The organism is Streptomyces yangpuensis, assembly GCF_024666385.1.
Taxonomy (GTDB): domain Bacteria; phylum Actinomycetota; class Actinomycetes; order Streptomycetales; family Streptomycetaceae; genus Streptomyces; species Streptomyces yangpuensis.
The window spans coordinates 4,294,078-4,312,757 of the sequence record NZ_CP102514.1 but is presented as its reverse complement, the minus strand read 5'-3'; the positions used below and the strand labels follow the sequence as shown (position 1 = coordinate 4,312,757).

General features: G+C 69.7%; 17 protein-coding genes. 3 read left to right on the top strand and 14 right to left on the bottom strand.

The genetic code is table 11. From position 1 onward, the window contains the following. The first annotated feature begins 83 nt into the window (after positions 1-83). Positions 84-698, top strand: a complete 615-nt coding sequence (locus NRK68_RS19770) for a Uma2 family endonuclease (protein WP_183066991.1) — start codon at positions 84-86, stop codon at positions 696-698. Between the two features lie 67 nt (positions 699-765). Here the strand turns inward: NRK68_RS19770 and nuoN are convergent, their stop codons facing one another. The 14 genes from nuoN to NRK68_RS19700 are packed head-to-tail and all read right to left on the bottom strand — an operon-like array spanning position 766 to position 16,582. Continuing rightward, entirely contained in the window at positions 766-2,412 is a 1,647-nt protein-coding gene (nuoN, locus tag NRK68_RS19765; RefSeq protein WP_259656668.1) for an NADH-quinone oxidoreductase subunit NuoN, read from the bottom strand. Positions 2,413-2,417: 5 nt separating this feature from the next. Then, positions 2,418-4,010 (bottom strand): NADH-quinone oxidoreductase subunit M, encoded by a 1,593-nt coding sequence (locus NRK68_RS19760; RefSeq protein WP_183066993.1) that lies wholly within the window; start codon positions 4,008-4,010, stop codon positions 2,418-2,420. 1 nt (position 4,011) lies between these two features. Then, positions 4,012-5,907 (bottom strand): NADH-quinone oxidoreductase subunit L, encoded by a 1,896-nt coding sequence (gene nuoL / locus NRK68_RS19755; protein WP_183066994.1) that lies wholly within the window; start codon positions 5,905-5,907, stop codon positions 4,012-4,014. Between the two features lie 9 nt (positions 5,908-5,916). Next, positions 5,917-6,216 (bottom strand): NADH-quinone oxidoreductase subunit NuoK, encoded by a 300-nt coding sequence (nuoK, locus tag NRK68_RS19750; RefSeq protein ID WP_030958925.1) that lies wholly within the window; start codon positions 6,214-6,216, stop codon positions 5,917-5,919. Next, the gene (locus NRK68_RS19745; RefSeq protein WP_183066995.1) at positions 6,213-7,019 is read right to left on the bottom strand and encodes an NADH-quinone oxidoreductase subunit J; all 807 of its coding nucleotides are present in this window, start codon (positions 7,017-7,019) and stop codon (positions 6,213-6,215) included. Before NRK68_RS19745 ends, nuoK begins: the two co-directional genes overlap by 4 nt. Then, positions 7,016-7,618, bottom strand: coding sequence for an NADH-quinone oxidoreductase subunit NuoI (nuoI, locus tag NRK68_RS19740; RefSeq protein WP_030958922.1), 603 nt, complete (start codon positions 7,616-7,618; stop codon positions 7,016-7,018). The genes NRK68_RS19745 and nuoI overlap by 4 nt, the downstream gene beginning before the upstream one ends. A 3-nt stretch (positions 7,619-7,621) precedes the next feature. Continuing rightward, a complete protein-coding gene (gene nuoH / locus NRK68_RS19735) occupies positions 7,622-8,974 on the bottom strand; it encodes an NADH-quinone oxidoreductase subunit NuoH (protein WP_257856342.1) in 1,353 nt (450 codons plus the stop codon). Further along, the gene (locus NRK68_RS19730) at positions 8,971-11,475 is read right to left on the bottom strand and encodes an NADH-quinone oxidoreductase subunit G (protein ID WP_183066997.1); all 2,505 of its coding nucleotides are present in this window, start codon (positions 11,473-11,475) and stop codon (positions 8,971-8,973) included. The genes nuoH and NRK68_RS19730 overlap by 4 nt, the downstream gene beginning before the upstream one ends. Beyond that, a complete protein-coding gene (gene nuoF, locus NRK68_RS19725) occupies positions 11,472-12,821 on the bottom strand; it encodes an NADH-quinone oxidoreductase subunit NuoF (RefSeq protein WP_183066998.1) in 1,350 nt (449 codons plus the stop codon). Before nuoF ends, NRK68_RS19730 begins: the two co-directional genes overlap by 4 nt. After that, entirely contained in the window at positions 12,821-13,576 is a 756-nt protein-coding gene (gene nuoE / locus NRK68_RS19720; protein WP_183066999.1) for an NADH-quinone oxidoreductase subunit NuoE, read from the bottom strand. The genes nuoF and nuoE overlap by 1 nt, the downstream gene beginning before the upstream one ends. Next, a complete protein-coding gene (locus NRK68_RS19715) occupies positions 13,573-14,913 on the bottom strand; it encodes an NADH-quinone oxidoreductase subunit D (RefSeq protein ID WP_046779305.1) in 1,341 nt (446 codons plus the stop codon). The genes nuoE and NRK68_RS19715 overlap by 4 nt, the downstream gene beginning before the upstream one ends. Next, on the bottom strand, positions 14,913-15,656 hold the full coding sequence (locus NRK68_RS19710) for an NADH-quinone oxidoreductase subunit C (protein ID WP_257856341.1): 744 nt from the start codon (positions 15,654-15,656) through the stop codon (positions 14,913-14,915). The genes NRK68_RS19715 and NRK68_RS19710 overlap by 1 nt, the downstream gene beginning before the upstream one ends. Next, a complete protein-coding gene (locus NRK68_RS19705) occupies positions 15,653-16,207 on the bottom strand; it encodes a NuoB/complex I 20 kDa subunit family protein (RefSeq protein WP_030028258.1) in 555 nt (184 codons plus the stop codon). The genes NRK68_RS19710 and NRK68_RS19705 overlap by 4 nt, the downstream gene beginning before the upstream one ends. A gap of 15 nt (positions 16,208-16,222) precedes the next feature. Beyond that, complete coding sequence (locus NRK68_RS19700) at positions 16,223-16,582, bottom strand: NADH-quinone oxidoreductase subunit A (protein ID WP_030010013.1); 360 nt, start codon at positions 16,580-16,582, stop codon at positions 16,223-16,225. Between the two features lie 800 nt (positions 16,583-17,382). Here NRK68_RS19700 and NRK68_RS19695 point away from each other — a divergent pair. Together NRK68_RS19695 and NRK68_RS19690 are read left to right on the top strand one after the other, a co-directional pair. Continuing rightward, positions 17,383-18,213: a C40 family peptidase gene (locus NRK68_RS19695; protein ID WP_183067001.1), complete on the top strand. Its 831-nt coding sequence runs from the start codon at positions 17,383-17,385 to the stop codon at positions 18,211-18,213. A 181-nt stretch (positions 18,214-18,394) separates the two neighbouring features. After that, entirely contained in the window at positions 18,395-18,667 is a 273-nt protein-coding gene (locus NRK68_RS19690; RefSeq protein ID WP_183067002.1) for a hypothetical protein, read from the top strand. Positions 18,668-18,680: the final 13 nt, after the last annotated feature.

Below are 18,680 nucleotides of genomic sequence, written 5' to 3'. Positions count from 1 at the left end.
TCACCCGTAAGGACGGTGCTCCCCGGATCCCCGGCGCTAGGCTGGTCGCACTCGCGAGACTCCGTGGCATGGGAGCACTACCGATGAGCGTCGATCCCGAGACCCCTGAGCAGGAGCCCGCTCCGCACTGGCCCGTCCCGCCGGCGGGCGGGTGGACGGCCGACGACCTTGACCGGCTTCCCAACCTGCCTCCGCACACGGAGCTGATCGACGGGAGCCTGATTTTCGTGAGTCCGCAAACCCGTTTCCATATGCGAGCCCTGCGATTCTTCGAATGGCAACTCGAATCACTGGTTCCGGACGGACTCGAAGTGATGAGAGAGTTCACCGTCGACATCGACCGGCGGAACCGGCCCGAGCCGGACGTCCTCGTCGTCGATGAGGAACTGGCCCGGGGCACCGAGCAACAGACGAGGGTCCCCGCCGCGTCCGTCCGGCTGGCCATCGAGGTCGTCTCTCCTGATTCGATCGAAAGGGACCGCGCAACCAAGCCGGCCACATACGCCCGGGCGGGAATCCCCCACTACTGGCGGGTCGAGAACAAGAACGACCGGGCAGTGGTCTACGTGTTCGAACTCGAACCGGCCACACGCGCCTATGTCGCAACGGGCATCTTCCACGACCGGCTGAAGGTCTCCGTGCCCTTCCCCATCGACCTGGACCTCACCACCATGAAACCGAAGGGGCTGCCGGAGTAGCACCGCACACGCGAAAGGGCCCGGCTCCCCCGAGGGGAGCCGGGCCCTTCGTCCGGGCCGAAAGCGGTCAGCGGACGAACGTGCTCGCCTGGCCCGCCAGGTCCAGGAAGTACTGCGGCGCCAGGCCCAGGACCAGGGTGACCGCGACGCCCACCGCGATGGTCGTCATCGTCAGCGGCGAGGGGACGGCCACCGTCGGGCCGTCGGCCTTCGGCTCGCTGAAGAACATCAGGACGATCACCCGGATGTAGAAGAACGCGGCGATCGCGGACGACAGGACACCGATCACGACCAGCACCCCGGCACCGCCCTGCGCCGCCGCGCTGAACACCGCGAACTTGCCCGTGAAGCCCGACGTCAGCGGGATGCCCGCGAAGGCCAGCAGGAACACCGCGAAGACGGCCGCGGTCAGCGGTGAACGCCGGCCCAGGCCCGCCCACTTGGACAGGTGCGTCGCCTCCCCGCCCGCGTCGCGCACCAGCGTGACGACCGCGAACGCGCCGATCGTCACGAAGGAGTAGGCGGCCAGGTAGAAGAGGACGGACTGCACACCCTCCGCCGACGTCGCGATCACACCGGCCAGGATGAAGCCGGCATGCGCGACGGAGGAGTACGCCAGGAGCCGCTTGACGTCCGTCTGGGTCACGGCGATCACCGCACCCGCCAGCATCGTGACGATGGCCACCGCCCACATCACCGGGCGCCAGTCCCAGCGCAGCCCCGGCAGGACCACGTACAGCAGCCGCAGCAGGGCGCCGAACGCGGCCACCTTGGTCGCCGCCGCCATGAAGCCGGTGACCGGGGTCGGGGCGCCCTGGTAGACGTCCGGGGTCCACATGTGGAAGGGGACCGCACCGACCTTGAACAGCAGGCCCGTCAGGATCAGCGCACCGCCCATGAGCAGCAGCACGTCGTTGCCCATGGTGCCGGCCAGCGCCGGGTCGATCTTCGTGATCGTGCCGTCGACCACGTCGGCGATCACCGCGTACGACACCGAGCCCGCGTAGCCGTAGAGCAGCGCGATGCCGAAGAGGAGGAAGGCCGAGGAGAAGGCACCCAGCAGGAAGTACTTCACCGCGGCCTCCTGCGACATCAGCCGCTGGCGGCGGGCGACGGCGCAGAGCAGGTACAGCGGGAGGGAGAAGACCTCCAGGGCGACGAACAGGGTCAGCAGGTCGTTGGCCGCCGGGAAGATCAGCATGCCGGCGATCGCGAACAGGGCCAGCGGGAACACCTCGGTGGTGGTGAACCCGGCCTTGACGGCGGCCTTCTCGCTGTCGCTGCCCGGTACCGAGGCCGCCTGGGCGGCGAAGGAGTCCACCCGGTTGCCGTGCGCGGCCGGGTCCAGGCGCCGCTCGGCGAAGGTGAAGACCGCGACGACCGAGGCCAGCAGGATGGTGCCCTGCAGGAACAGCGCGGGGCCGTCCACGGCGATGGCGCCCATCGCGGCGATGTGGGCCTTGGTCGAGCCGTACCCGCCGGCGGCGAGGCCGACCACCGCGGCGAAGGCCGAGGCCAGCGCCGCGAAGGCGAGGAACACCTGTACGTAGTACCGGGACCTGCGGGGCACGAAGGCCTCCACGAGGATCCCGACGATCGCCGCGCCCACCACGATCAGGGTGGGAGCGAGCTGTGCGTACTCGATGACCGGCGCCGGGATCCGGTCGGCCGGCGTGTCGGCCGCCAGTGTCCACAGGCTGTGGGCGGAAGTCAGTGTGCTCACTTCGCCTCCTCCCCGTTCTTGGCTTCGACGGCGACCTCGGGCTTCGGGTCCGTCTGCTTCACGTCCGACATGGTGTGTTCCACCGCCGGATTGACGATGTCGGTGAGGACCTTCGGGTAGACGCCCAGCCCGATCAGCAGCGCGATCAGCGGGGCGACCACGAGCACCTCGCGCAGGCGCAGGTCCGGCATGGTGCGGACCTCCTCCTTCACGGGGCCGGTCATCGTGCGCTGGTAGAGGACGAGCGTGTAGAGCGCGGCCAGCACGATGCCGATGGTGGCGATGATCCCGACGACCGGGTAGCGGGCGAAGGTGCCGACCAGGACCAGGAACTCACTGACGAAGGGCGCGAGGCCCGGCAGCGAGAGTGTGGCGAGGCCGCCGATGAGGAAGGTCCCGGCGAGGACCGGGGCCACCTTCTGGACACCGCCGTAGTCCGCGATGAGCCGCGAGCCGCGCCGCGAGATCAGGAAGCCGGCCACCAGCATCAGCGCCGCCGTCGACAGGCCGTGGTTGACCATGTAGAGGGTGGCGCCGGACTGGCCCTGGGAGGTCATCGCGAAGATGCCCAGGATGATGAAGCCGAAGTGCGAGATGGAGGCGTAGGCCACCAGCCGCTTGATGTCCCGCTGGCCGACGGCCACCAGCGCCCCGTAGACGATGGAGATCAGCGCCAGTACGAGGATCACCGGCGTGGCCCACTTGCTGGCGTCGGGGAAGAGGCCGAGACAGAAACGGAGCATCGCGAAGGTGCCGACCTTGTCGACGACCGCGGTGATCAGTACGGCGACCGGGGCGGTGGACTCGCCCATCGCGTTCGGCAGCCAGGTGTGCAGCGGCCACAGCGGGGCCTTCACCGCGAAGGCGAAGAAGAAGCCGAGGAACAGCAGCCGCTCGGTGTTGGTCGCCATGTCGAGGGTGCCCGCGGCCCGGGCGGCGGTGATCTCCTGGAGCGAGAAGTTCCCGGCCACCACGTACAGGCCGATGACGGCGGCCAGCATGATCAGGCCGCCGACCAGGTTGTAGAGGAGGAACTTGACCGCCGCGTAGCTGCGCTGCGCGGCCGCGTTCTCGTCGCTGCCCGAGTGCGCCCGGTCGCCGAAGCCGCCGATGAGGAAGTACATCGGGATGAGCATGGCTTCGAAGAAGATGTAGAAGAGGAAGACGTCGGTGGCCTCGAAGGAGATGATCACCATCGCCTCGACCATCAGGATCAGGGCGAAGAAGCCCTGGGTCGGGCGCCAGCGCTTGGAGCTCGTCTCCAGCGGGTCGGCGTCGTGCCAGCCGGCCGCGATCACGAAGGGGATCAGGAGCGCGGTGAGCCCGATGAGGACCACGCCGATCCCGTCCACGCCCAGTTCGTAGCGGACGCCGAAGTCGGCGATCCAGGAACGGGATTCGGTGAGCTGGTAGCGGTCGCCACCGGGTTCGAAGCGGACGGCGATCAGCACGGCCAGGGCCAGTGTCGCCAGGGAGAAGAGCAGCGCGAGCCACTTGGCGGCGGTCCGGCGGGCGGCCGGGACGGCCGCCGTGAGGATCGCGCCGACCGCGGGCACCGCGGCCGTGACCGTCAGAAGCGGGAAGTTCATGTCACACCGCCCTCATCAGCAGGGTCGCGGCGATCAGGATCGCCGTGCCCCCGAACATCGAGACCGCGTAGCTGCGGGCGTAGCCGTTCTGCAGCTTGCGCAGCCGGCCCGAGAGGCCGCCGACCGAGGCGGCCGTCCCGTTGACCACGCCGTCGACCAGGCTGTGGTCGACGTACACGAGGGAGCGGGTCAGGTGCTCCCCGCCGCGCACCAGCACGACGTGGTTGAAGTCGTCCTGGTAGAGGTCGCGGCGGGCGGCCCGGGTGAGGAAGGAGCCGCGCGGGGCGAGGACCGGTACGGGCCTGCGTCCGTACATCCCCCAGGCGATGCCGACGCCGGTGAGGAGCATCACCATGGTGGCCGCGGTGACCGTCATGGCACTGACCGGCGGGTTGCCGTGCTCGTAGCCGGTGACGGGCTCCAGCCAGGTCAGGAAGCGCTCGCCGATCTCGAAGAAGGCGCCGGCGAAGACCGAGCCGAAGGCCAGGATGACCATCGGGATCGTCATGGACTTCGGGGACTCGTGCGGGTGCGGCTCGTGGCCTTGCGCGTCAGGCTGCCAGCGCTTCTCGCCGAAGAAGGTGAGGAGCATGACGCGGGTCATGTAGAAGGCGGTGATGCCGGCGCCCAGCAGGGTGACCCCGCCGAGGATCCAGCCCTCCGTGCCGCCCTTCGCGAACGCCGCCTCGATGATCATGTCCTTGGAGAAGAAGCCGGACAGACCCGGGAAGCCGATGATCGCCAGGTAGCCGAGGCCGAAGGTGACGAAGGTGACCGGCATGTACTTCCGCAGGCCCCCGTACTTGCGCATGTCGACCTCGTCGTTCATCCCGTGCATCACGGAACCCGCGCCGAGGAAGAGACCGGCCTTGAAGAAGCCGTGCGTCACCAGGTGCATGATCGCGAAGACGTAGCCGATCGGGCCGAGGCCCGCGGCGAGGATCATGTAGCCGATCTGCGACATCGTCGAGCCCGCCAGGGCCTTCTTGATGTCGTCCTTGGCACAACCGACGATCGCACCGAAGAGCAGCGTCACCGCGCCCACGACGACCACGACCAGCTGGGCGTCGGGCGCCGCGTTGAAGACGGCGCCGGAGCGGACGATCAGGTAGACACCGGCGGTCACCATCGTCGCCGCGTGGATCAGGGCCGAGACCGGGGTCGGGCCCTCCATCGCGTCCCCGAGCCAGGACTGCAGCGGCACCTGTGCGGACTTGCCGCAGGCCGCCAGCAGCAGCATCAGGCCGATGGCGGTGAGCATGCCCTCGGAGGCCTCCCCCACCGCGCCGAACACCGGCCCGAAGGCGAAGGTCCCGAACGTGGTGAACATCAGCATGATCGCGATCGACAGGCCCATGTCGCCGACCCGGTTGACCAGGAAGGCCTTCTTCGCGGCCGTGGCCGCGCTGGGCTTGTGCTGCCAGAAGCCGATCAGCAGGTACGAGGCGAGGCCCACGCCCTCCCAGCCGAAGTACAGCAGCAGGAAGTTGTCGGCGAGGACCAGCAGCAGCATGGCCGCGACGAACAGGTTCAGATAGCCGAAGAAACGGCGGCGGCGCTCGTCGTGCTCCATGTACCCGATCGAGTACACGTGGATGAGCGTGCCCACGCCGGAGATCAGCAGGACGAAGGTCATGGACAGCTGGTCCAGCTGGAAGGCCATGTCCGCCTGGAAGCCCTCGACGGGGATCCAGGTGTACAGGTTCTGCGTCAGCGTCCGGTCGTCGGCGCTGCGCCCCAGCATGTCGGCGAACAGTGCGACGCCGATACCGAACGAGACGGCCGCGAGCAGCGTCCCGATCCAGTGGCCGGTCCGGTCGAGCCGGCGGCCGCCGCAGAGCAGCACCACCGCTCCGAGCAGGGGCGCCGCGATCAGCAGCGCAATCAGGTTCTCCACAGCGACCCCTTACAGCTTCATCAGGCTGGCGTCGTCGACCGAGGCCGAGTGGCGGGTACGGAACAGCGACACGATGATCGCCAGGCCGACCACGACCTCCGCGGCGGCGACGACCATCGTGAAGAAGGCGATGATCTGGCCGTCGAGGTTGCCGTGCATCCGGGAGAACGCGACGAAGGCGAGGTTGCAGGCGTTGAGCATCAGCTCGATGCACATGAACAGCACGATCGCGTTCTTGCGGATGAGTACGCCGACGGCACCGATGGTGAACAGCAGGGCCGCCAGGTACAGGTAGTTGACCGGATTCACTTCGAGGCCTCCTCACGGCCGAGGCGCTCCGCGGAACGCTGCTCCAGCGCCTTGAGGTCGTCGAGCGCCTCGCCGGAGACGTCGCGGATCTGGCCGCGGGCGCGCAGCGTCTTGCTGACCGTCAGCTCGGACGGGGTGCCGTCCGGCAGCAGGCCGGGGACGTCCACCGCGTTGTGCCGGGCGTAGACGCCGGGCGCGGGCAGCGGCGGGAGCTGCACGCCCTCGCGTACGCGGCGCTCGGCCAGCTCCCGCTGGGTCGCGGCCCGTTCGGTGCGCTCCCGGTGGGTGAGCACCATCGCGCCCACGGCCGCGGTGATCAGCAGCGCACCGGTGATCTCGAAGGCGAAGACGTACTTGGTGAAGATCAGCTGCGCCAGGCCCTCGACGTGGCCGCCGGAGTTGATCCGGCCGAGCCCGTTGAAGTGGTTCAGCCCGGCGTGGCCGATGCCGGTGAAGAGCAGGATCCCGAAGCCGAGCCCGCACAGGAGGGCCATCCAGCGCTGCCCCTTGATGGTCTCCTTCAAGGAGTCCGCGGCAGTGACGCCGACGAGCATGACCACGAACAGGAAGAGCATCATGATCGCGCCGGTGTAGACGATGACCTGGACGACGCCCAGGAAGTACGCCCCGTTGGCGAGGTAGAAGACGGCCAGGATGATCATCGTCCCGGCGAGGCTGAGTGCGCTGTGCACGGCCTTCTTCATGAGGATCGTGGCCAGCGCGCCGATGACGGCGACGGTGCCGAGGATCCAGAACTGCACGGCCTCACCGCTGGAGGTGACGGTCGCGGCGACGGTGCTCATGCCCCCACCTCCGCCGCGCTGCCGCCGGCGGCGTCGGCCGGCTCCTCGCCCTTGGAGACCGCCACCTGCCGGACGGTGCCCGGGGCGGCGCCCGTCACCAGCCCGCGGTAGTAGTCCTGCTCGTCGGTGCCGGGGAAGATCGAGTGCGGGGCCTCGACCATGCCCTCGCTCAGGCCCGCGAGCAGCTGCTCCTTGGTGTAGATGAGCGACTCGCGGCTGGCGTCGGCCAGTTCGAACTCGTTCGTCATCGTCAGTGCGCGCGTCGGGCACGCCTCGACGCACAGTCCGCACAGGATGCAGCGGGCGTAGTTGATCTGGTAGACGCGGCCGTAGCGCTCGCCCGGGGAGTAGCGCTCCTCCTCGGTGTTGTCCGCGCCCTCCACGTAGATGGCGTCGGCGGGACAGGCCCAGGCGCACAGCTCGCACCCGATGCACTTCTCCAGACCGTCGGGATGCCGGTTGAGCTGGTGCCGTCCGTGGAAGCGCGGGGCGGTCGTCTTCTGCTGCTCCGGGTACTGCTCGGTGAGGCGCTTCTTGAACATGGCCTTGAAGGTCACGCCGAAGCCGGCCACCGGGTTCTGCCACTTCTCGTCAGACATTTCTCAAGCCTCCTCTCGGTCACTGTCGGTGTTCGCCCCGCCACTGGCGATCAGCTCCCGCTCGCTGCGGGACCGCCTGCGCGGTACGGGTGCCAGGTGCTGGCCGGGCTTGGGCGGTACGGGGAAGCCGCCCGCCAGCGGATCGAAGGGCGCGGTGTCCTTGGCCGCGTCCGCGGCCGCCGCCTTCTCGCGCTTGTCGCGGAAGATGTCGGCGACGAAGGAGAGCAGCAGGATCGCCACGACGGCGCCGCCGACGTAGAGCGCGATGTCCGCGATCTCGTACGCCTCGTTGCGCAGGGCGCGGACGGTGGCGACCATCATCAGCCAGACCACGGAGACCGGGATCAGGACCTTCCAGCCGAGCTTCATCAGCTGGTCGTAGCGCACGCGCGGCAGTGTGCCGCGCAGCCAGATGAAGAAGAAGAGGAGCAGCTGGACCTTCAGGACGAACCAGAGCAGCGGCCACCAGCCGTGGTTCGCGCCTTCCCAGAAGGAGCTGATCGGGTACGGGGCCCGCCAGCCGCCCAGGAAGAGGGTGACCGAGACCGCCGAGACGGTGACCATGTTGACGTACTCGGCCAGCATGAACAGCGCGAACTTGATGGACGAGTACTCGGTGTTGAAGCCGCCGACGAGGTCGCCCTCGGACTCCGGCATGTCGAAGGGGGCGCGGTTCGTCTCGCCGACCATCGTGACGACGTAGATGATGAAGGACACCGGCAGCAGCACGATGAACCAGCGGTCCTGCTGGGCCTCCACGATCGCCGAGGTCGACATCGAGCCGGAGTAGAGGAAGACCGAGGCGAAGGCCGCGCCCATCGCGATCTCGTAGGAGATCATCTGCGCGCAGGAGCGCAGACCGCCGAGGAGCGGGTAGGTGGAGCCGGAGGACCAGCCCGCCAGGACGATGCCGTAGATGCCGACCGAGGCCACCGCGAGGATGTAGAGCATCGCGATAGGCAGGTCGGTCAGCTGCATCGAGGTGCGCTGGCCGAAGATGGAGACCTCGTTGCCGGCCGGTCCGAACGGGATCACCGCGATGGCCATGAAGGCCGGGACCGCCGCGATGATCGGGGCCAGGACGTAGACGACCTTGTCGGCCCGCTTGACGATGATGTCTTCCTTGAGCATCAGCTTCACGCCGTCGGCCAGCGACTGGAGCATGCCCCAGGGGCCGTGCCGGTTGGGGCCGATGCGCAGCTGCATCCAGGCGACGACCTTGCGCTCCCACACGATGGAGAAGAGCACCGTCACCATCAGGAAGGCGAAGCAGAACACCGCCTTGATGACGACGAGCCACCAGACGTCCCCTCCGAAGAGGGACAGGTCCTCGGCAGCGAGTTGAACGGTGTTCACGCGCCCACCTCCGCAGTGGTGTCGCCTGCGCCGGCCGGGGTCGCCGGGCCGATCCGTACGAGGGTGCCCGGGCGGGCTCCGGCGTCGGCGAGGACGCCGGAGCCGGTGGAGTTCAGCGGGAGCCAGACGACGCGGTCGGGCATCTCGGTGATCCGCAGCGGGAGTTCCACGGTGCCGGTGGGGCCGGTGACCGCGAGGACGTCGCCGTCCTTGACGCCGGTCTCGGCGGCCGTGGCGGCCGACAGCCGGGCGCTCGCCTCGTGGCGGGTGCCGGCCAGGGCCTCGTCGCCCTCCTGCAGCCGGCCCTGGTCGAGGAGGAGCCGGTGGCCCGCGAGGACCGCCTCGCCGACGCCGGGGCGGGGCAGCGGCACCGGATCGGTGGACTGCTCGGCGGCGAGTCCGCCCTCCCAGGGGCCGAGCCGCTCCAGCTCCCGGCGTACGGCGTGCACGTCGGGCAGGGCGATCGGCCGGTCGGCGGCGTCGGCCAGCATGTGCAGCACGCGGGCGTCGGCCGGGGCGAGCCGGCGGGTCATCTGGTCGGGCTTGAGCGCGGCCTCGAACGGCCGGACCCGGCCCTCCCAGTTGATGAACGCGCCCGCCTTCTCGGCAACTGCGGCGACCGGCAGGACCACGTCCGCGTGGTCGGTGACCTCGGAGGGCCGCAGCTCCAGGGAGACCACGAAGGCCTCCTGCAGGGCGGTCCGCGCGCGGGCCGGGTCCGGCAGGTCGGTGACCTCGACGCCGGCGACCAGCAGCGCGGACAGTTCCCGGGTGGCCGCGGCCTCGACGATCTGGCCGGTGTCGCGGCCGTAGCGGTGCGGGAGTTCGTCCAGGCCCCAGGCGGCGGCGACCTCGTCGCGGGCCCGCGGGTCGGTGGCCGGACGGCCGCCCGGCAGCAGGGACGGCAGCGCGCCGGCCTCGACGGCCGCCCGCTCCCCGGCCCGGCGCGGGATCCACACCAGCTTCGCCCCGGTCGCGGCGGCCGCCCGGACAGCGGCGGTCAGCGCGCCGGGCACGCCGGCGAGGCGCTCCCCGACGACGATGACGGCGCCCGGCGCGCGCAGCGCCTCGGCGGCTTCGGCGCCGCCGGTCTCCAGGCCGGTACGCGAGGACAGGGCGTCGAGCCAGTCGGGCTCGGTGCCGGGGGCGGCCGCGAGCAGGGTGCCGCCGGCCTTCTCCAGCCCGCGGGTGGCGAAGGGGGCGAGGGCGAAGGTCCGCTGCTTGAACCTGCGGTGTGCCTTGCGCAGCCGCAGGAAGACGCCGGGAGCCTCCTCCTCGGCCTCGATGCCGGCGAGCAGCACCGCGGGCGCCGCCTCCAGCGAGGTGTAGGTGACACCGTCGCCGTCGAGGTCCTTGCCGGTGCCGGCGACGGTGGCGGCCAGGAAGTCGGCCTCCTCGGCGCTGTGCACGCGGGCCCGGAAGTCGATGTCGTTGGTGTCGAGCACGACCCGGGCGAACTTGGCGTACGCGTAGGCGTCCTCGACGGTGAGCCGCCCGCCGGTGAGCACCCCGGCCCGGCCGCGCGCGGCGGCGAGCCCGTTCGCCGCGGCCTCCAGGGCCTCGGGCCAGCTCGCCGGTTCCAGGACCCCGGCGGCGCTGCGCACCAGCGGGGTGGTCAGCCGGTCCGGGCGCTGCGCGTAGCGGAAGGCGAAGCGGCCCTTGTCGCAGACCCACTCCTCGTTGACCTCGGGGTCCTCCGCGGCGAGGCGCCGCAGCACCTTGCCTCGGCGGTGGTCGGTACGGGTCGCGCAGCCGCCCGCGCAGTGCTCGCACACGCTCGGGGAGGAGACGAGGTCGAAGGGGCGGGAGCGGAACCGGTACGCGGCCGAGGTGAGGGCGCCGACCGGGCAGATCTGGATGGTGTTGCCGGAGAAGTACGACTCGAAGGGGTCGTCCTCGCCGGTGCCGACCTGCTGGAGCGCACCGCGTTCCAGCAGCTCGATCATCGGGTCACCGGCGATCTCGTTGGAGAAGCGGGTGCAGCGGGCGCACAGCACGCACCGCTCCCGGTCCAGCAGGACCTGGGTGGAGATCGGGACGGGCTTCTCGTAGGTCCGCTTGCGGCCCTCGAAGCGGGATTCGGCGTTGCCGTGCGACATCGCCTGGTTCTGCAGCGGGCATTCGCCGCCCTTGTCGCAGACGGGGCAGTCCAGCGGGTGGTTGATGAGCAGCAGCTCCATCACCCCGCGCTGGGCCTTGTCGGCGGCCTCGGAGGTCAGCTGGGTCTTGACGACCATGCCGTCGGTGCAGGTGATGGTGCAGGAGGCCATCGGCTTGCGCTGGCCCTCGACCTCGACGATGCACTGGCGGCAGGCGCCGGCCGGGGGCAGGAGGGGGTGGTCGCAGAACCGGGGGATCTCGATGCCGAGCTGTTCGGCGGCGCGGATGACGAGGGTGCCCTTGGGCACCGAGAGCTCGACCCCGTCGATGGTCAGCGAGACCAGGTCCTCCGGCGGGACGGCCGCTCCTCCCCCGGAGGCGGCCGTAGTGGTGACGGTCATGCGTTCACCTCCGTGTCGGCCCAGAGGGTCGACTTCCTGGGGTCGAAGGGGCAGCCCTTGCCCGTGATGTGCTGCTCGTACTCCTCGCGGAAGTACGTGAGCGAGGAGAAGATCGGGCTGGCCGCGCCGTCGCCGAGCGCGCAGAAGGACTTGCCGTTGATGTTGTCGGCGATGTCGTTCAGCTTGTCGAGGTCGGACATGACGCCCTTGCCGGCCTCGATGTCGCGCAGCAGCTGGACCAGCCAGTAGGTGCCCTCGCGGCAGGGGGTGCACTTGCCGCAGGACTCGTGGGCGTAGAACTCGGTCCACCGGGTGACGGCCCGCACCACGCAGGTGGTCTCGTCGAAGCACTGGAGGGCCTTGGTGCCGAGCATCGAGCCGGCGGCGCCCACGCCCTCGTAGTCCAGGGGGACGTCGAGGTGCTCGTCGGTGAACATCGGGGTGGAGGAGCCGCCGGGGGTCCAGAACTTCAGCCGGTGTCCGGGCCGCATGCCGCCGCTCATGTCGAGGAGCTGGCGCAGGGTGATGCCGAGCGGGGCCTCGTACTGGCCGGGTCCGGCGACGTGCCCGGAGAGCGAGTAGAGCGTGAAGCCGGGGGACTTCTCGGTGCCCATCGCCTTGAACCAGTCCTTGCCCTTGTTCAGGATCGCGGGAACCGAGGCGATGGACTCGACGTTGTTGACGACAGTGGGGCACGCGTAGAGCCCCTCGACGGCAGGGAAGGGGGGACGCAGCCGGGGCTGGCCGCGCCGGCCTTCGAGGGAGTCGAGCAGCGCCGTCTCCTCGCCGCAGATGTACGCGCCCGCGCCCGCGTGCACCGTGATGTCGAGGTTGCGCCCGGTGCCGTCGATGTCCTTGCCGAGGTATCCGGCCGCGTACGCCTCGCGCACCGCCTCGTGCAGGCGCCGCAGGACCGGTACGACCTCGCCGCGCAGGTAGATGAAGGCGTGCTGCGAGCGGATCGCGTAGCAGGCGATGATCATTCCCTCGATGAGGGAGTGCGGGTTGGCGAAGAGGAGGGGGATGTCCTTGCAGGTTCCCGGTTCCGACTCGTCCGCGTTCACGACGAGGTAGTGCGGCTTTCCGTCGCCCTGCGGGATGAACTGCCACTTCATGCCGGTGGGGAAGCCCGCGCCGCCCCGTCCGCGCAGCCCGGAGTCCTTCACGTAGGCGATCAATTCATCCGGCGTCATCGCCAGGGCCTTGCGCAGGCCCTCGTAGCCTCCGTGGCGCCGGTAGGTCTCCAGCGTCCACGATGCGGGTTCGTCCCAGAAGGCCGACAGGACGGGTGCGAGGAGCTTCTCCGGGCTGGTCCCGTTCTTGCTCAGCTCAGTCGACACGGACATCACTCCCCTCCCTCGGTGGTGCTCTCGCCGCGCGGGTGGACGATCGGGGTGTGCGGGGGCTCGCCGCGGGCGATGCGCAGACCGATCAGGGAGGCGGGTCCGGCGCCGCCGGTGGCCTCGACCGCGCCCGCGCGCTCGTCCGGGAAACCGGCCAGGATCCGGGCGGTCTCCTTGTACGTGCACAGCGGCGCGCCCCGGGTCGGCGAGACCTCGCGGCCGGCCAGCAGGTCGTCGACCATGGCCTTGGCGGACTCGGGGGTCTGGTTGTCGAAGAACTCCCAGTTGACCATCACCACGGGGGCGTAGTCGCAGGCCGCGTTGCACTCGATGTGCTCCAGCGTGACCTTGCCGTCGGGGGTGGTCTCGTTGTTGCCGACCCCGAGGTGCTCCTTGAGCTCCTCGAAGATGGCGTCGCCGCCCATGACCGCGCACAGGGTGTTGGTGCAGACGCCGACCTGGTAGTCGCCCGAGGGCCGCCGCCGGTACATCGTGTAGAAGGTGGCGACGGCGGTGACCTCGGCGGTGGTCAGCCCGAGCGTCTCGGCGCAGAAGCGGATGCCGGTCTTGGAGACGTAACCCTCCTCCGACTGGCACAGGTGCAGCAGCGGGAGCAGCGCGGAGCGGCTGTCGGGGTAGCGGGCGACGACTTCCGCGGCGTCCGCGTCGAGGCGTGCCCGTACCTCCGCCGGGAAGTCCGGGGCGGGGAGCTGGGGCATGCCCAGTTGGACCCCTCGGTTCTGAGGACTGGCGGTCATCGGTCGACGCCTCCCATCACGGGGTCGATGGAGGCGACGGCGACGATGACGTCGGCGACCTGGCCGCCCTCGCACATCGCGGCCATGGCCTGCAGGTTGGTGAAGGACGGATCGCGGAAGTGGACCCGGTAGGGGCGGGTTCCGCCGTCGGAGACGACGTGGACGCCGAGCTCGCCCTTGGGCGACTCGACCGCCGCGTACGCCTGCCCGGCCGGCACCCGGAAGCCCTCGGTCACCAGCTTGAAGTGGTGGATGAGGGCCTCCATGGAGGTGCCCATGATGTTCCTGATGTGGTCGAGGGAGTTGCCGAGGCCGTCGGGGCCCATGGCCAGCTGCGCCGGCCAGGCGATCTTCTTGTCGGCGACCATGACCGGGCCGGGCTCCAGCCGTTCCAGGCACTGCTCGACGATCCGCAGCGACTGGCGCATCTCCTCCAGGCGGATCAGGAACCGCCCGTAGGAGTCGCAGGTCTCGGTGGTCGGTACGTCGAACTCGTAGTTCTCGTAGCCGCAGTACGGGTCCGACTTGCGCAGGTCGTGCGGCAGGCCGGCGGAGCGCAGGATCGGGCCGGTGGCGCCGAGCGCCATGCAGCCGGCGAGGTCGAGGTAGCCGACGTCCTGCATGCGGGCCTTGAAGATGGGGTTGCCGGTGGCGAGCTTGTCGTATTCCGGCAGGTTCTTCTTCATGGTCTTCACGAACTCGCGCAGCTGGTCGACCGCGCCCGGGGGCAGGTCCTGCGCGAGGCCGCCGGGGCGGATGAACGCGTGGTTCATGCGCAGGCCGGTGATCAGCTCGAAGATGTCGAGGATCAGCTCGCGGTCGCGGAAGCCGTAGATCATGATCGTGGTCGCGCCCAGCTCCATGCCGCCGGTGGCGATGCACACCAGGTGGGAGGAGAGCCGGTTCAGCTCCATCAGCAGGACGCGCAGGACGGTGGCGCGGTCCGGGATCTGGTCGGTGATGCCGAGCAGCTTCTCGACGCCGAGGCAGTACGCCGTCTCGTTGAAGAACGGCGTCAGGTAGTCCATGCGCGTGACGAAGGTGGTGCCCTGCGTCCAGTTGCGGAATTCGAGGTTCTTCTCGATTCCGGTGTGGAGGTAGCCGATGCCGCAGCGGGCCTCGGTGACCGTCTCGCCGTCGATCTCCAGGATCAGCCGGAGCACTCCGTGGGTGGAGGGGTGCTGGGGACCCATGTTGACGACGATCCGCTCGTCGTCGGCCTTGGCCGCCGACTGGACGATCTCGTCCCAGTCGCCGCCGGTGACGGTGTAGACGGTGCCCTCGGTCGTCTCGCGGGCGGAGGAGTGGTTGTCTGCTTCATTCGTGATGGGGGACATCAGCTGTACGACCTCCGCTGGTCGGGAGCCGGGATCTGGGCGCCCTTGTACTCGACGGGGATGCCGCCGAGCGGGTAGTCCTTGCGCTGCGGGAAGCCCTGCCAGTCGTCCGGCATCATGATCCGGGTGAGGGCCGGGTGCCCGTCGAAGACCAGGCCGAAGAAGTCGTACGTCTCGCGCTCGTGCCAGTCGTTGGTCGGGTAGACGGAGACGAGCGAGGGGACGTGCGGGTCGGCGTCCGGGACGGACACCTCCAGGCGCAGGATCCGGCCGTGGGTGAGCGAGCGCAGGTGGTAGACGGCGTGCAGCTCGCGGCCCTTGTCCCCGGGGAAGTGGACCCCGGAGACCCCGGTGCAGAGCTCGAAGCGCAGGGCGGGGTCGTCGCGCAGGGTGCGTGCGACCCGTACCAGGTGCTCGCGGGCGATGTGGAAGGTGAGCTCGCCCCGGTCGACCACCGTCTTCTCGATGGCGTTCCCGGGGACGAGGTCCTGTTCCTCCAGGGCGCCTTCGAGTTCGTCGGCCACCTCGTCGAAGTACGAACCGTACGGGCGGGCGGTCGCGCCCGGCAGGGCCACGGTGCGGACGAGCCCGCCGTAGCCGCTGGTGTCGCCGCCCTCGGCGGCGCCGAACATGCCCTTGCGGACGCCGATGACCTCGGGACCCTGGGCGCGCGGCGCGGGCAGGCCGCCGCCCGCGTCGGTTCCGTCGCCGTGGCCGTTGCCGGGCTCTTGGGTCTCGCTCACCGGAGCAGCCCCTTCATCTCGATGGTGGGGAGCGCCTTGAGGGCCGCCGCCTCCGCCTCGCGGGCCGCTTCCTCCCGGTTCACGCCGAGCTTTCCGCCCTGGATCTTCTGGTGGAGCTTGAGGATGGCGTCCATCAGCATCTCGGGGCGGGGCGGGCAGCCGGGGAGGTAGATGTCCACCGGGACGATGTGGTCGACGCCCTGGACGATCGCGTAGTTGTTGAACATTCCGCCCGAAGATGCACAGACCCCCATGGAGATGACCCATTTGGGAGCGGGCATCTGGTCGTACACCTGGCGCAGCACCGGCGCCATCTTCTGGCTGACCCGGCCGGCCACGATCATCAGGTCGGCCTGGCGCGGGGAGCCGCGGAAGACCTCCATGCCGAAGCGGGCCAGGTCGTACCGGCCCGCTCCGGTCGTCATCATCTCGATGGCGCAGCAGGCGAGGCCGAAGGTCGCCGGGAAGACGGACGACTTGCGCACCCACCCCGCGGCCTGTTCGACGGTGGTCAGCAGAAAGCCGCTCGGCAGCTTCTCTTCCAGTCCCATGGGAAATTCAGCCCCTCAGTCCCATTCCAGGCCGCCGCGGCGCCAGACGTAGGCGTAGGCGACGAAGACGGTGAGCACGAAGAGCAGCATCTCGACGAGCCCGAAGATCCCCAGGGAGTCGAAGGTGACGGCCCAGGGGTAGAGGAAGACAACCTCGATGTCGAAGACGATGAAGAGCATCGCCGTCAGGTAGTACTTGATGGGGAAGCGGCCGCCGCCGGCCGGCATCGGTGTCGGCTCGATGCCGCACTCGTAGGCTTCGAGCTTCGCCCGGTTGTACCGTTTTGGACCGATCAGCGTGGCCATGACCACGGAGAAGATCGCAAACCCTGCGCCGAGGGCGCCGAGCACGAGGATGGGCGCGTACGCATTCACGCTCCTCGCTCCTTCCAGTCGTCCTTGACCGTTGGACCGCCGCCGGCCGGAGCCCCTCCCAGTGGGAGCGGGGGGCGTGCCCCGCCTCGCGAAGATCGTGCACATGTGAGGCAGTTCACAAGCCGGACTGCTGCGCATCTTATGCCTGCTCGTCTGTGATCTGCGACACGGGTAACAACACCGAGTTTGTGATCTCCACCACCTGACGAACGATCATGAAGTCCGATGAGTGGTGATCTTCATACGCGAAGCATCCGCTTGATCACCAAAGGTGACATTCGAGCCCGTTCCCGCAGATGAACGGCGCGCCGCCCTATCAAACGTTGGCGGTTGCAGGCAAATTGGCCTGGGAGCGGTGGTGATGGTAAGGGGATCCGTGTCGCCCGGTCGGGGGGCCCGCGTGTACGGAGGTGGACGCGGGGCATACGAGGGCAGGGCGGGGCGCCGAGTGCGTGCATCCGTTCACGAACTTCCCGGCGGTGCGCGAGGGCCCGCTTCACAGGAAGGTCACGGACCGGCCACAGCGTCCGCATGGCGTGATCCTTCTGTGACCTGCGCCACTCTGAATCAGGCGTTCCGAAAGCGGGCTTGGCCATCTGTGCGGAGGGATGGTAGTCCGCGGATCAATTCGGACTTAATTCTGAAACCCCATGATCACAGCCTTGTGGAGGCGTGTCCGTTTCGCCCGTTACGGCGTCAATAAAGAGCGTGACGCGCCCGGTTCGCGCCCTTCACGCACAACTGTGGCGCACCCCACGTTTCTTGAAGGGACCCCTGGCGCCCTGATAGCGGTTGTTCTCATGTCCCACACCGCTCACATACCCAGCCACCGGAAGCCCCGCCGCAGCGCCTCGAAGCTCGCGGTCCGCGCCGGAGTTGCCGGTGGCGTCCTCAGCACCCTGGCCATGGCCGGCACGGCGAGCGCGTCCCCGTCCGAGCCCGTGGCCGAGACGACGCTCGAAATGCCGGTCCTGAACCTGGACCTGGCCGCCGAGGTCTCCTCCGCGGTCACCACGGCCGCCGAGAACACCCGTCTGGCCGCCGTGGAAGGCGAACTGACCGCCCAGGAGGAGAGCGCCCGCACCGGCGCCGCCGCCGAGGCGAAGCAGGCCAAGGAGACGGCCCAGAAGGCCGCGGAGAAGAAGGCGAAGGAGGAGGCCGACCGCAAGGCCGAGGCCGAGCGCGCCACCCGCGACTCCGAGCGCACCTCGCTGAAGAGCACCTCCACCGCCGCCAAGGCCCCCCAGGGCACCGGCACCGTGACGGCCCCGGCCACCGGCTCCGCCGCCGCCATCGTCAACTTCGCCCGCGCGCAGGTCGGCAAGGCCTACGTGATGGGTGGCACCGGCCCGTCCTCCTTCGACTGCTCCGGCCTCGTCCAGGCCGCCTACCGCCAGGCCGGCATCAGCCTGCCGCGCATGTCCCAGGCGCAGTCCACGGCCGGTACGTCCGTCTCCCTGAACGCCCTTCAGCCGGGCGACATCCTCTACTGGGGCTCCAAGGGCAGCGCGTACCACGTCGCCATCTACGTCGGCGGCGGCAAGTTCGTCGGCGCGCAGAACCCCAGCACGGGCATCGTCGAGCGCAGCCTGAGCTACGACAAGCCGACGGGCGCCGTCCGCGTCCTCTGAGCCCGCTCCTGAGCCCCGCTCAGGCCACGGCAGCAGACACGGCCGTAGGGCCGGTACTCCCCCGCTCGGGGGCGGAGTACCGGCCCTACGGCCGTTGTCGTGGGCGCCGGTACGCGGCGTTCCGGTCCCTGCGAAGATAGCGGGGCAGGCCCCGAGCACAGACCCTGGAGGTGGTGGTCCCGTGGGCACACAGCCGCACGAGCACCACGAGGCCGGCGACCCCACCGCGGTCCGGGCCGCCCTCGGCCTCGGGCTCCTCGCCGTCGGGGGCCTGCTGCTGAACACCACCCGCCCCTGGCAGAAGCCGGGACACCCCCTCCTCCTCGCGGCCGGCTGGACCGTCTCGGGCACCCTGCTGGTGTGCGGCCTGGTCCTGCTGGCCCGGTGCGTGCGCACCGTGCACGGCGGCCCCGGCCCCGAACACCCGGGGACCGGGGACCGCCGCCCTTCGTGAACGCCCTTTGCCG